Origin of the sequence: Marinobacter mobilis (genome assembly GCF_900106945.1) — a bacterium.
In the GTDB taxonomy this organism is placed as follows: domain Bacteria; phylum Pseudomonadota; class Gammaproteobacteria; order Pseudomonadales; family Oleiphilaceae; genus Marinobacter; species Marinobacter mobilis.
In genome coordinates, this window is record NZ_FNNE01000003.1 from 332667 (window position 1) to 345427 (window position 12761).

10 protein-coding genes are annotated in these 12761 nt (G+C 56.5%); all 10 read left to right on the forward strand.

Going from position 1 to position 12761, the window contains the following annotated elements:
* The first annotated feature begins 16 nt into the window (after positions 1 to 16).
* Positions 17 to 664 carry a 3-isopropylmalate dehydratase small subunit gene (gene leuD / locus BLV11_RS06365; RefSeq protein WP_091812126.1) on the forward strand — a complete coding sequence of 216 codons (648 nt, stop codon included), beginning with the start codon at positions 17 to 19 and terminating at the stop codon, positions 662 to 664.
* Between the two features lie 14 nt (positions 665 to 678).
* Positions 679 to 1752, forward strand: a complete 1074-nt coding sequence (gene leuB / locus BLV11_RS06370; RefSeq protein ID WP_091812127.1) for a 3-isopropylmalate dehydrogenase — start codon at positions 679 to 681, stop codon at positions 1750 to 1752.
* A 127-nt stretch (positions 1753 to 1879) separates the two neighbouring features.
* Positions 1880 to 2995: an aspartate-semialdehyde dehydrogenase gene (asd, locus tag BLV11_RS06375; protein ID WP_091812128.1), complete on the forward strand. Its 1116-nt coding sequence runs from the start codon at positions 1880 to 1882 to the stop codon at positions 2993 to 2995.
* Between the two features lie 401 nt (positions 2996 to 3396).
* The gene (locus tag BLV11_RS06380; protein WP_091812129.1) at positions 3397 to 6684 is read left to right on the forward strand and encodes a FimV/HubP family polar landmark protein; all 3288 of its coding nucleotides are present in this window, start codon (positions 3397 to 3399) and stop codon (positions 6682 to 6684) included.
* A gap of 95 nt (positions 6685 to 6779) precedes the next feature.
* The gene (gene truA / locus BLV11_RS06385) at positions 6780 to 7685 is read left to right on the forward strand and encodes a tRNA pseudouridine(38-40) synthase TruA (protein ID WP_091812130.1); all 906 of its coding nucleotides are present in this window, start codon (positions 6780 to 6782) and stop codon (positions 7683 to 7685) included.
* Entirely contained in the window at positions 7682 to 8311 is a 630-nt protein-coding gene (locus BLV11_RS06390; protein ID WP_091812131.1) for a phosphoribosylanthranilate isomerase, read from the forward strand. Before truA ends, BLV11_RS06390 begins: the two co-directional genes overlap by 4 nt.
* A complete protein-coding gene (gene trpB / locus BLV11_RS06395) occupies positions 8292 to 9512 on the forward strand; it encodes a tryptophan synthase subunit beta (RefSeq protein WP_091812132.1) in 1221 nt (406 codons plus the stop codon). Before BLV11_RS06390 ends, trpB begins: the two co-directional genes overlap by 20 nt.
* Before the next feature lie 66 nt (positions 9513 to 9578).
* On the forward strand, positions 9579 to 10391 hold the full coding sequence (gene trpA / locus BLV11_RS06400) for a tryptophan synthase subunit alpha (protein ID WP_091812133.1): 813 nt from the start codon (positions 9579 to 9581) through the stop codon (positions 10389 to 10391).
* A 42-nt stretch (positions 10392 to 10433) separates the two neighbouring features.
* Positions 10434 to 11360 carry an acetyl-CoA carboxylase, carboxyltransferase subunit beta gene (accD, locus tag BLV11_RS06405; RefSeq protein ID WP_091812134.1) on the forward strand — a complete coding sequence of 309 codons (927 nt, stop codon included), beginning with the start codon at positions 10434 to 10436 and terminating at the stop codon, positions 11358 to 11360.
* On the forward strand, positions 11344 to 12666 hold the full coding sequence (folC, locus tag BLV11_RS06410) for a bifunctional tetrahydrofolate synthase/dihydrofolate synthase (RefSeq protein ID WP_091812135.1): 1323 nt from the start codon (positions 11344 to 11346) through the stop codon (positions 12664 to 12666). The genes accD and folC overlap by 17 nt, the downstream gene beginning before the upstream one ends.
* Positions 12667 to 12761 lie beyond the last annotated feature (95 nt).

The window sequence follows — 12761 nt, forward strand, 5'->3', positions numbered from 1 at the left end:
ACTGACGGAGAAAACCATGCGCGCATTTACGCAACACCAGGGCATTGTTGCCCCTATGGACCGTTCCAATGTGGATACGGACATGATCATTCCCAAGCAATTTCTCAAGTCCATCAAGCGGACCGGGTTTGGCCCGAACCTGTTTGATGAACTGCGTTACCTGGATGAAGGCAAGCCGGATCAGGATTGCTCTCAGCGTCCGTTGAATCCTGATTTTATTCTCAATCAGGAACGCTACAAGAGCGCCAGCGTGCTGCTCGCTCGGGACAACTTTGGCTGCGGTTCCAGTCGCGAGCATGCCCCCTGGGCGCTGGATGATTTCGGGTTCCGCGTCATCATTGCCCCCAGCTTTGCCGATATTTTCTACAACAACTGCTTTAAGAACGGTTTATTACCAATTGTTCTTGAAGAGAAAATTGTTGATCAACTGTTCCAGGAAGCGGAACAGGCGGAGGGGTACCAGCTGACAGTCGACCTGGCGGCCAAAACGGTTACTACCCCGGGCGGTCAGTCCTTCGGATTTGATGTTGATGACTTCCGCCGCCATTGCCTGCTGAACGGATTGGATGACATCGGCGTCACCCTTGAGGATGCTGAGCTGATCAAAGACTTTGAAGCGAACCGCCGGGAATCCGCCCCCTGGCTGTTTAACGTCGCAAACTGAGACAAGGATTGGAAATGAGCAAATCTGTACTGTTGTTGCCAGGTGATGGCATTGGCCCCGAAATTGTCGCCGAAGCCGAGAAGGTTCTGCGCAAGGTCAACGAGCAGTTTGGCCTGGAGCTGACGTTTGACTCCGCCCTGGTGGGTGGCTCCGCCATCGACGCAACCGGTGTGCCGCTGCCGGAGGAAACCCTGTCCAGCGCTCGCGCTGCTGATGCTATCCTGCTGGGTGCGGTCGGCGGACCTAAATGGGACGACCTCGAAATGGCGCGTCGTCCGGAAAAGGGGCTTCTTGGTCTGCGCTCTAATCTGGAGCTGTTTGCCAATTTGCGTCCGGCCATTCTCTATCCGCAGTTGGCGTCGGCGTCTTCGCTCAAGCCGGAAGTGGTTTCTGGCCTGGATATTGTCATTGTGCGGGAGCTTACCGGCGGCATCTATTTCGGTCAGCCTCGCGGCATTCGTGAGCTGGAGAACGGTGAACGCCAGGGTTATAACACCTACGTATACAGCGAATCTGAAATTCGCCGGATCGGTCGCGTTGCCTTTGAAACGGCCCAGCAGCGGAACAAGAAGCTGTGCTCGGTCGACAAACACAACGTGCTGGAAGTTACTGTGCTGTGGCGCGAAATCATGGACGAGCTGTCAAAAGACTATCCGGATGTTGAGCTCAGTCACATGTATGTCGATAACGCCGCGATGCAGCTGGTTCGCGCTCCGAAGCAGTTTGATGTGATTGTGACCGGCAACATGTTTGGTGATATTCTGTCCGATGAAGCAGCTATGCTCACTGGATCAATCGGAATGCTGCCCTCGGCATCAATGAATGCTGCCAAGCAGGGTATGTATGAGCCATGCCATGGCTCGGCGCCGGATATTGCTGGCCAGGGAATTGCCAACCCGCTTGCCACAATCCTGTCTGCCGCCATGATGTTGCGCTACAGCCTCGACGCTGAAGAGGCGGCGAAGGCCATTGAGGCTGCAGTGAGCAAGGTGCTTGATCAGGGGCTGCGGACCGCTGACATTATGTCGGAGGGAAATACCCGGGTGTCGACTGCTGAGATGGGTGAAGCCGTCCTGGCGGCGCTCTGATTACCGGGCGTTGTAACTGATCCATGAGACCCGACGGCGACGAGATGCGTTTGCCGCGGGGGTATTCATCCTGTCCTTGCCAGCGAAAGGGGTAAGGGCGGGCATAAAATGAGGTTCAAATTCGCACATGAAGCGAGTCGGACTTGTTGGCTGGCGGGGCATGGTTGGTTCTGTGCTCATGCAGCGAATGCGTGAAGAAAATGATTTTGCCGACATCGAACCGGTGTTTTTCACCACGTCCCAGGCCGGAAAGCCTGCGCCGGATGTTGGCAAAGACGGAGTGCCTGCGCTGCAGGATGCTTATGACATTGATGTTCTCAAGAGCATGGATGTCATCGTCACCTGTCAGGGTGGCGACTACACCACCGCAGTGTTCCAGAAGTTAAGGGATGCGGGCTGGGATGGCTACTGGATTGATGCCGCCTCAACGCTGAGGATGGCAGATCATTCAGTGATTGTGCTGGACCCCGTTAACCGCCGGGTCATTGATGAGGCCCTGGCCAAAGGCGTCAAGGACTACATCGGTGGTAACTGCACCGTGAGCCTGATGATGCTGGCCCTTGGTGGCCTGCTGGAAAAAGACCTGGTTGAGTGGATAGCGCCCATGACCTATCAGGCAGCGTCTGGTGCAGGTGCGCAGAACATGCGTGAGCTGCTCAGTCAGATGGGCGTTCTGCGCGATGGGGTCAGCGAGTTGCTGGCAGATCCGTCTTCGGCGATTCTGGATATTGATCGTGCCGTGACCGACACCATGCGTTCAGAGACTTTCCCGACGGACAACTTCGGGGTGCCGCTGGCGGGTAGTCTGATTCCGTTCATCGATAAGCAGCTGGAGAACGGCCAGAGCAAGGAAGAATGGAAGGCTCAGAGCGAGACCAACAAGATCCTGGGTCGCTCCGAGCAGCCAATTCCGATCGATGGTCTCTGCGTTCGAATTGGTGCCATGCGTTCTCACAGCCAGGCACTCACCATCAAGCTTCGCAAGGACCTGCCGCTCGATGAGATTGAAGCGCTGCTGGCGCAGGGTAACGACTGGGTGAAGGTCATCCCTAACGATCGCGACGCTACGATGCAGGAGCTTACGCCGGCGAAGGTGACAGGCACTCTGAGTGTGCCCATCGGCCGTATCCGCAAGCTGGCCATGGGGCCGGAGTATATCTCCGCGTTTACCGTCGGCGACCAGTTGCTGTGGGGTGCTGCCGAGCCACTACGTCGTATGCTGCGCATCCTTCAGGAGCGTTGATCGAAATAGGGTAGCGCGGTTGTGTAATGCCAACTGCGTCCGGTTTCGGTGATCAAAACAGGGGCGGAGGCTGATTTCAGCCTCCGCCCCTGTTATTTTCAGCGGTTGTCGGTTCACGTCATCGGGTTCGTGGGCTATGCTTGCACGGGCTGCCTCTGCCTGCACGGGCAAGTGGTAACAGCAGGTTCCACGGCATAGCTGAAGAATTAGTGGAACGAATCCGGCTGATTGATTGATAAAACACAATTTATCAACAATACTTGGCCCATTAGCCAAACGTTGATTTACAAAATAATTAGAACGTTTTGCAGGCGATTGATTTTAGTCAAAAGTGATCCAACCTCGTCCGATTCTGTTTGTAAAAAGCAGTAAAGAATAACGGAGACTGGAAAGGAATTAGCATGAAGGTACGCAAGCTTGCGGTTGCCCTGGCACTGGCTGGTGGGCTCGGCTCTGGAGTCGCACAGGCATTGGGACTTGGGGAGATTGAGCTCCAGTCCTATCTGAATGAACCGCTCGAAGCGGATATCGGCCTGACTAGAAGTGGCGGCGTGAGTCCGTCTGACGTGTTTGTTAATCTTGCGTCCGAGGGGGCATACCGGCAGGTTGGTATCGACCGGAGTTACTTCCTTAACAAGCTCAAGTTTGATGTCACTACCGCAGCTGACGGTAATCTCGTTGTCAATGTATCGACAACCGAACCGGTCAGGGAGCCGTATCTCAATTTCCTGCTCGAAGTGACCTGGCCCAGTGGGCGGCTGATGCGTGAATACGCAGTATTGATCGATCCCCCGGTCTATGCCGAGGATTCCGGACTGACCCAGCAGGTCCAGGCGCCTGTGGTTGCTCCGACGCCGGCCCCGGCCCCAGCCCCGGCTCCCCGCCAGACGGTGTCTGCTGCACCGCGTGTTGAAGCTGCTCCAGCTTCATCATCCGGCACTGGCTCGCCGGCGACCTTCGGACCGACCGGCCCTGCGGATACCCTCTGGGCGATTGCGTCGGCCGTCAAACCGAATAGCAGTGTCTCCAACCAGCAGGTCATGCTGGCCATACAGGACCTCAATCCGGATGCCTTCATCGGTGGCAATATTAACCGGTTGAAGCGTGGTCAGGTATTGCGTATTCCCACCCTTGAACAGGTTCAGCAACGTAGCCGGGCCCAGGCGACTCAGGAAGTCAGTCTCCAGAACGAGGCCTTGGCCGCACCCGTCGCCCGTACCGTTGATGCGCGCGAGGAAACTCCCGAAGTAGCGGCTGAGCAGACGGCTCCCCAGGTGGCAGCGGCTGTCGAAACCGGGGGCGACGAGCTTAAGCTGATGGTTGCTGATACCACTATGGACCCGGCCGAGAACGATTCAGGTTCGGCTGGTGGTGAGAGCACCATGTCCGGCGGTGTCGACTCCGGTTCTTCGGTCGTAATGGAAGAATTAGACAGCACCCGTCGCGAGAACGAAGAGCTGTCGGGTCGCGTTGAAGATCTGCAGGCTCAGGTCGAGACTCTGCAGCGTCTGCTGGAGTTGAAGAATACCCAGCTTGCTGAATTTGAACAGTCGATTGAAGAGCGCGCACAGGCAGGGCTCCCTTCCAGCGCTGACGCCGACGTACTGGCCGACGAAGCCGGTGAAATGACCGCTGGCGGTGAAGAGGCTGCTGTTGGTGCAGATGCGGCTGCTGATGAAGGCGCCTTGGCTGAAGATCAGTCGGGTGTCGTTGAGGCAATAACCGAAGAGGGGATTGCCGATGGTGGTACGGACGAGGGCGTGGCCCCGTCTGACGGTGAGCCCGAGCTGGGCCAGTCTGCTGGCATGGAGCCTGATGTAGTAGCTCAGGACACGATGGCTGACGGCGGATTGCCCGCTGAGACAGGGGTAATGCCGGACATGGCTGAAGATCCGGAGCCGGCAGCAGAGGCCGTCGCGCCTGTTGCGGAAAGCAAGCCAGAGCCGGTGGCGAGTCCTCCAGTACAGCCAGAAACGGCTGGCAAAGGTTTCCCTCAGAATATTATTGATGCCATCGTCAATAATCCGCTGTACCAGATCGCCCTGGGCGGCGGGTTAGTTCTGTTCCTGCTGTTGATGCTGTTGGTTGCCCGCCGTAATGCCAGCAAGGAGAAGGCGTTCTACGACGAGCTCAATAAAGAGTCGGAAGGTGAAGACGATACCCTGGTTCTCGCCACTGACGAATCGGCAGAGCAAACCGATGAAGGTGATAACCCACTGGAAGAGGTTGACGTCTACATTGCCTACGGCCGGCTCGATCAGGCTGCTCATGCGCTGGAAGCCGCAATTTCAAAGGAACCCAGCCGGACCGATCTGCGTCTCAAACTGCTCGGTGTGTATGCGGATTCCGAAGACCGCAACTCCTTTGAAAAGCAGTTTGGCGAACTTGAGGCGCTGGAAGATGACGAAGCGATCGCTGCAGCTGAGGCTCTGCGCTCGCGGCTCGAAGAGGCTGAGGCTGCACCTAGCATTGATGAGCTCGAATCACAGCTGATGTCTGAATCCTTCGCCGCTCCGACAGAGCAACAGGAGCCTGCCGCAGAAGAAGCTGAACCTGAGCATTCTGAAGCGTCTGAACTGGAGTTTGGCGACATCGACTTTGAATCCCTGGATGAAGACGTTAAGCCGTCGGCTTCGGAGCAAGCTGAGACTGCTGAAGAAGAGGGGCTGACTCTGGCCATGGAAGAGCCTGTCGCAGAGGCGACTCCTGAGATTCAGTCCGAAACAGCGCGTGATGCTGAAGCGCCGATCGAATTTGATCTGTCTGAAGAGGCGCTGCCTGATCTTGAGGATTTGCCTGATATCGAAGATCAGGTTGAGTCGGTAGCCGACTTGAACGACGACAACCTGGATCTTGAGTTCGATATTGATACCGCAACCGACGAAGAGGCTGCTGGCGTCGATCTTGAATTGGGTGAACTTGACGACTCTCTTGGGTTCGATCAAGAATTGTCCACGGAAGATGAAGGCGCAGCCGATCTCGAGGAGGAATTTGCATCCCTGGAGCTTGGCGAAGAAAGTCTAGAAGATCTCGGCGGTCTGGCAGAAGAAGAGCCGGCAGCGTCGGGCGAGGGCGAAACTCTGGCCGATCTGGGTAGTAGCGAAGAGCTTGGGGTTGCTGAGGAGTTGTCTGAAGAGCACGCTCTGGATGAGTCATTCCTTGACGACTTGGATGCGGAACTGGACAAGGTGGCCGGAGAAGAAAGCGAAGAGCTGCAGGTAGCCGAGGATACGCTTGAAGGACTGGAGCTGGATGTCAGTGATGAAGATCTCGCGCTGATGGGTGAGGTGGCTGGTGATGGGGCAGCGGACCTTGAGGGGCCTGCTCTGGACGAGGAACTTGGTCTCGAAGATGCACTGGGAGAGTCTGCAGAGTCTGAAATGGACGTGCCCGTTGCAGGTGAGGCAGTAGCCGAAGAAGAGTCCGAGGCATTGCAGTCGCAGGGCGAAGCCGGGCAGGCGCCAACCGTTTCGGGTGTGCCCGAAATCGACGAGGCGGCCCTGGGTGAGGATGACGACTTTGATTTCCTTGCCGGAACTGACGAGGCCGCGACCAAGTTGGATCTTGCCCGAGCTTACATCGAGATGGGCGACGCTGATGGCGCTCGCGATATTCTTGAAGAGGTGGCCATCGAAGGAAGTGATGAGCAGAAGGTTGAAGCGCAGGATCTTCTTAAATCTCTGTCCTGATTCGTTATAATGTGAAAATCAGGTGTAAAGCGCCGGCTGACGGTTACCGTCAGACCGGCGTTTTGCGTTGTTGAGCCAGGTTATGGTGGTCCCTTTTGTTTATCCGTCCCCCCGAACTGACAACTGAAGTTGCCGTTGGCAACGGTCGTGTGGCCATGGTATTTGAATACGATGGAGAACACTTTCACGGTTGGCAGTACCAGAAGTCCGGCGTTCGTTCAATAGAAGGCGAGTTGGTCAAGGCGATCGAGAAAGTCGCTGCCCATCCGGTGGAGCTTGTTTGCGCCGGTCGTACCGATGCCGGAGTCCATGCCAGCTATCAGGTTGTCCATTTCGAGACGTCAGCTGTGCGCAGCATCCGTTCCTGGGTCATGGGGGTTAATACAGCGCTTCCAGACGCGATTGCGGTTCATTGGGCGGGTAACGTCGCTGAAGACTTTCACGCCCGCTTTTCTGCCATCTACCGTCGTTATCGCTATATCATTTACAACGGCCGAGTCCGTCCGGGTATTATGCGTGGCCAGGTCAGCTGGAATTTCCGCGTGCTGGATGCGGAGGCCATGCATCGGGCGGCTCAGGCTCTGGTCGGCGAGCATGACTTTTCGTCGTTCCGTGCTGCGGGGTGCCAGTCCCGATCGCCAAACCGTTTTATGGAGGCGATTTCAGTCAGCAGGAAAGGGGATTACGTCGTTATTGATGTACAGGCGAATGCTTTCCTGCATCACATGGTGCGCAATATTGCCGGAGCGTTGATGGCGGTTGGTTGCGGCAACAAGTCTGAGTCGTGGGTTGGTGAAGTGCTTGAGAAGCGCGACCGTAAGCTCGCCGGCGTTACTGCGCCGCCCTTTGGTTTGTACCTGGTTGATGTTGGCTATCCAGACAGCTCCGGTATCCCGTTAGGGCTAAGCGGCCCCGGGTTTGCCCGGCCCTGGTTTGATGATGCAGACAATCGTCCCATAACAATGTCGAAGGTGCGAATTAACAAGGTGCCTGTATCATGAAGACTCGCGTCAAGATTTGTGGCATATCGAGACCCGAAGACGCTCGCGTTGCGGCGTACGAAGGGGTAGACGCAATCGGGTTAGTGTTTTATGAGCCGAGCCCGCGAGCGATTTCGTTGTCAGCTGCCGCCAAGGTTGTTGCTGCCATTCCCGCCTTTGTGTCGGTCGTTGGATTGTTTGTAAACCCTGATGCAGCCTTTGTTGAAGAGGTGCTTGATCGGGTGCCACTTGATTTGCTGCAATTCCATGGTGATGAATCACCAGAATTTTGCGATCAGTTTAACCGCCGTTGGCTGAAGGCCATTCGCGTTCAGCAGGCAGAGGACATCCAAGAAGCGTTTCGGCGCTACCATCGCGCCAGTGGATTGCTGGTGGATGCCTATGATCCTCAGCAGTATGGTGGAACTGGTCAGTGCTTTGACTGGTCAATGATTCCTGAGGACCGGCCGTTACCGTTGATATTGGCCGGTGGACTCAACTCTGATAACGTAGCTCGCGCTGTCGAGCAGGTTCGGCCCTGGGCGGTGGACGTCAGCGGAGGCGTTGAAGTCCGTAAGGGCGTCAAAGACCAGAAACGAATGACTGAATTCCTTAAAGAGGTCCAACGTGTCAACAAAACTCACTAAAGAACTGCTCGATACCCTTCCGGATGCTCGCGGACATTTTGGCGACTTTGGTGGACGTTTCGTTTCTGAAACGCTGATGGATTCGCTGATGATTCTGGAGCGGGAATACCTGCGTCTGAAGTCAGACCCGGAATTTCAGGCCATGTTCGACAAGGACCTGGCTCACTATGTTGGTCGGCCCAGTCCCCTGTATTTTGCCGAACGTTTGACCAGGGAAGCGGGCGGAGCCCAGATCTGGCTCAAGCGGGAAGATTTGAATCACACCGGCGCCCATAAGGTGAACAACACCATTGGTCAGGCATTGCTGGCGAGTTTTCTGGGTAAGAAGCGGGTCATCGCGGAAACCGGAGCTGGTCAGCACGGTGTTGCGACAGCAACCGTTTGTGCGCGTCTGGGTCTTGAGTGCCATGTGTTCATGGGGGCAGAAGACATTCAGCGACAGACGCTCAATGTCTATCGCATGAAGCTGCTTGGTGCTCAGGTTCACTCCGTAGAGAGTGGTACCCGGACGCTGAAGGATGCGATGAACGAAGCCATGCGGGACTGGGTGACCAACGTCGACGAGACCTTCTACATCATTGGTACAGTTGCCGGTCCCCATCCGTATCCTATGTTGGTGCGGGATTTCCAGTCAGTCATTGGTCGGGAAGCGAGGGCGCAGAGCCTTGAGCAGGCCGGAAAGTTGCCAGACGCTCTGGTAGCCTGTGTGGGTGGTGGTTCCAATGCGATCGGTCTGTTCTACCCGTTCCTAACAGACGAGTCGGTCGCCATGTATGGCGTTGAGGCTGGAGGTTTCGGGTTGGAGAGTGGTCAGCATGCCGCGCCCCTGTGTGCCGGGCGTCCAGGTGTTCTCCACGGTAACCGGACTTACCTGATGGAAGATGATAATGGCCAGATCTCAGCCACCCATTCAGTCAGTGCGGGACTTGATTATCCCGGTGTTGGTCCGGAGCACAGCTGGCTGAAAGACATCGGTCGCGCCAACTATGTGTCGGTGACCGATGAAGAAGCGTTGGCTGGCTTTCGCACCCTGACCCGAGTTGAAGGCATTATGCCGGCGCTTGAGTCCTCCCATGCCGTCGCCTACGGCGTCAAGCTGGCTGCGACTATGGATAAGGATCAGATGATCATCATCAACGTTTCTGGCCGCGGCGACAAAGACATCCACACCATCGCCGGTATTGATGGCATTGAAATCTGAATTACTGAATCCTGAACTTTCATCGGGTGCCGGAGCGCCGGCAGAAACCATTTAACAGGAGCATCCATGAGCCGCATTGAAGGGGTGTTGAAAAACCTCAAAGGGGAGGGGCGTAAGGCCCTGATTCCCTTTATTACCGCAGGTGATCCAAACCCTGCGCAGACTGTCGAGCTGATGCATACGCTGGTCGGCGCAGGAGCTGACATTATTGAGCTTGGTGTGCCGTTTTCCGATCCCATGGCCGACGGCCCGGTGATCCAGCTGGCCTGTGAGCGATCCCTTGCCCACGGGACTTCTCTGCGCCAGGTGCTTGACATGGTTCGTCAGTTTCGTGAAACCGACGGTGCCACACCCGTTGTGCTCATGGGTTACCTTAATCCGATGGAAGCGATGGGGTACGAAGCCTTTGCCGACCTCGCTGCCGCCGCGGGTGTTGATGGCGTGCTGACGGTTGACCTGCCGCCGGAAGAGGCCGTGGACGTGGCACCATTGTTTGCTGCCCGGAATCTGGATCCGATATTCCTGCTGGCGCCGACTACGACTGATGAGCGTATCCGAGCCATCAGCGAGCATTCATCCGGCTATGTGTACTATGTTTCCATTAAAGGCGTGACCGGTTCGGCGTCCATTGATGTAGACGAGGTGGCCCGCAAGGTCAGACATATCCATGAATTGACGGCTCTGCCGGTGGGTGTTGGCTTCGGTATTCGCGATGCTCAAACCGCTGCAGCGGTGGGACGGGTATCCGATGGTGTAATTGTTGGCAGTGTTCTGGTCGATACAATAGCCAGGAATCAGGCAGATCCTGAGCAGCTCAAGCGGGCCTTGGCGGATCTGCTTCAACCTATGCGTAACGCACTGGATGACCTGGCTTCCTGATAGGGGGCCTGGCACGCCGGCATCGAAGGACAGGATGACATAATGAGTAACTGGCTGGATAAGATTATGCCGAGCAAGATCCGCTCGGAATCGAAGCCTCGTACGGGCGTACCGGAAGGCATCTGGAAAAAGTGTCCTAAATGCGGCGCTTTTCTGTACAAGCCTGAGCTCGACAAAAACCTGGACGTCTGCCCCAAGTGCAACCATCACATGCGGGTAACAGCGCGTCGTCGTCTGGACATTTTCCTCGACCCGGAAGGACGCCAGGAAATCGGGGCGGATCTGGAGCCGTGGGACCGGTTGAAGTTCAAGGATAGCAAGCGCTACAAAGAACGGCTCATCCAGAACCAGAAGGCGACCGGTGAAAAAGACGCTCTGGTGGCGTTCCAGGGACAGACCCTGGGGATTCCGCTTGTTGCCTGTGCGTTTGAATTCAGCTTCCTTGGCGGGTCCATGGGGCAGGTTGTGGGCGAAAAATTTGTTCAGGCTGCCAATGTCTGCCTTAAGGAACGCATCCCATTGGTGTGTTTCTCTGCCAGTGGTGGCGCACGGATGCAGGAAGCAATCCTGTCACTGATGCAGATGGCGAAAACCGCAGCGGTACTTGAGCGCATGAAGCAGGAAGGTATTCCCTACATTTCTGTCATGACCGATCCGGTATTTGGCGGCGTTTCCGCAAGTCTTGCCATGCTGGGCGATCTCAACGTCGCTGAGCCCAATGCCCTGATTGGCTTTGCCGGTCCGCGGGTTATTGAACAGACTGTTCGCGAGAAACTGCCCGAGGGCTTCCAGCGTAGTGAGTTCTTGCTGGAGCACGGCGCGATCGATATGATCCTTCACCGCCACCAGATGCGCGAGCGACTGGCGTCGGTTCTCGCCAAGTTCACTGGCCAGGATCAGCCCGAAAGCGAAGCGCCGATCCAGTTTGAAGTGACCGAGAAACCTGACGTTGATGCCTCACAACTCTGATCTTGCTCGCCAGCAACCGGTTGCTCCGGTTGCTGGCGCCAGTCTTAACGACTGGCTCTCCTACCTCGAAGCGATTCACCCCGTAGAGATCGACCTCGGTCTTGATCGTGTTCTGACTGTGTTCCGAAGATTATTCCGCAGGCCCCCTAAAGCCCGCGTAGTAACGGTCGCAGGTACCAATGGCAAGGGCAGTGCGGTTACCTGTCTCGCTGGCCTGCTGCGGCAGGCGGGGCGCTCGGTCGGAACCTACACGTCACCCCACCTTCATCGTTACAACGAGCGCGTCATGATCAACGGTACGCCGGCGTCGGACGAACGCCTGGTTTGTGCCTTTGAGGCGGTAGAAGCTGCCCGCGGGGCTACGTCGTTGACCTATTTTGAGTTCGGTACGCTTGCTGCGTTTCAGGTGCTTGCTGAGGCGGGTGTCGAGGACTGGGTTCTGGAAGTCGGCCTTGGCGGGCGCCTGGACGCGGTCAATGTGGTTGACCCGGAGCTGGCCATCATCACCTCGGTGGATATCGATCACGTGGCATTCCTGAGTGACGACCGTGAAGTCATCGGGTTTGAGAAGGCGGGTATCCTGAGGCAGGGTAAGCCGGCGATTTATGCCGATATCGACCCCCCTTCGTCGGTTCTTCAGCAGGTGTCTGCTCAGCGGATTCCTTTGCTTCGACTGGGTGTTGATTATAGTCTGGCCGATCAGGACGGGCGGACGGTATTGTCGTTGCCGTCCGCTAAGGGATTGGCTGGCGCTGAACTCGTTATTCCCGAGATGACGCTCCCCCTGAACAGTGTCGCTGCTGCGGTGGTCGCAGCCTTGATGCTGGAGCCGGGTATTGGTCTGGATACCGTCACAGCGGCGCTCAGAAACATCACACTGCCTGGCAGGTTTGAACGACTGGCTTCGGAGCCTGATGTCGTTGTTGATGTTGGTCATAATCCCCATGCCGCCCGCTGGCTGGCTCGACAGGTAGTGCTACGTTGTCGCAGTGGAGGGAAAATCCGTGCGATCTATGGTGCTCTGTCGGACAAGGATATTGAGGGGGTGGTCCGCGAAATGAAGGGGGCCGTCGATGAATGGTATCTGGTGGGGCTCGACTGTCCCCGGGGGCTGTCATCGGAAGAACTGGGACGGCGCTGCGCAGAGCCATTAAGTGGCGCGGTGCAGTCCTCGTATCCTTCGGTTGAGTCGGCAATCAAGCAGGTCCGCGTGGACGCGGATACCCGTGATCTGGTTATCGTCTTCGGGTCTTTCTTTACGGTTGCCGACGCTCGCTTGGCGTTGGGTGCGGAAAACGCATCCTGATATCGGTCCTTCGTCTGACAAAATCGTCTTAAAGTTTGGTTATTTAAGTCCAGGCTTTTGAGTTCTCAGTTACGGATGGTTAGTATCTGCGGTGA